We start from the raw sequence: 582 nt of genomic DNA, 5'->3' as shown, positions 1-582 counted from the left end.
CTTCAGCCCCGGGAACAGCTCTTTCAGCGCCGCGGCGGGCGGGCGCAGGCTGTCCAGCTCGGGGAAATTGGTGCGGTAAAACGGCCGCGGCCGCAAATCGGCGGAGACCGCCGCGGCAATCACCTCGACCCGGGGCTCCTGCGCGGTCTCGGCGGCCAGCTGCGCGGCGACATCCGGATCCGCCTCGACCAGCAGGATCCGCGCCGCGCCGCTGGCCAGGCAGGCCGGCAGGCCGGTGCCCGTCCCGGCACCGATATGCACGATCCGCGCCACCGGCTGGGGCAGATCGGCCAGCATCTTCTCGATCATCGCGGTTCCTTTCTGTCCCCCGCCGGTCTGTCCCCCGCCGGGCCGGGCGCATATATCATTCGCGGCCCCGGAGCACCGCCCGCATCCGGCGCAGCGGCGCGGTCAGCCGATAGGAGCGCGAGGTGAAGAAACGGCCGGCCTCGGCTTCGAGCGCGGCAATCCGCGCCTGCCCGGCTGCCAGCTCCTGGCGGGCCTGCTCCAGATCGCCCTGCAGCCGGGCATTGCTGTCACCCAGCCGGGCCTGCCCCTCCTGCAGCAGCGCGGCGCGGGCCT

At 73.5% G+C, this 582-nt stretch carries 2 protein-coding genes; both read right to left on the bottom strand.

Translation table 11 applies throughout. The features are described 5' to 3' along the window. Window positions 1–309: hypothetical protein (locus CVM52_RS26425; protein ID WP_205965052.1), on the bottom strand; the 309-nt coding region annotated here is incomplete at its 3' end. Between the two features lie 55 nt (window positions 310–364). Then, window positions 365–582: hypothetical protein (locus CVM52_RS27355; protein WP_370741731.1), on the bottom strand; the 218-nt coding region annotated here is incomplete at its 5' end.

This window comes from Pseudooceanicola lipolyticus (genome assembly GCF_002786325.1).
Lineage (GTDB): Bacteria > Pseudomonadota > Alphaproteobacteria > Rhodobacterales > Rhodobacteraceae > Pseudooceanicola_C > Pseudooceanicola_C lipolyticus.
The sequence above is the reverse complement of the archived record's forward strand: the minus strand, read 5'-3'. Positions and strand labels throughout refer to the sequence as shown.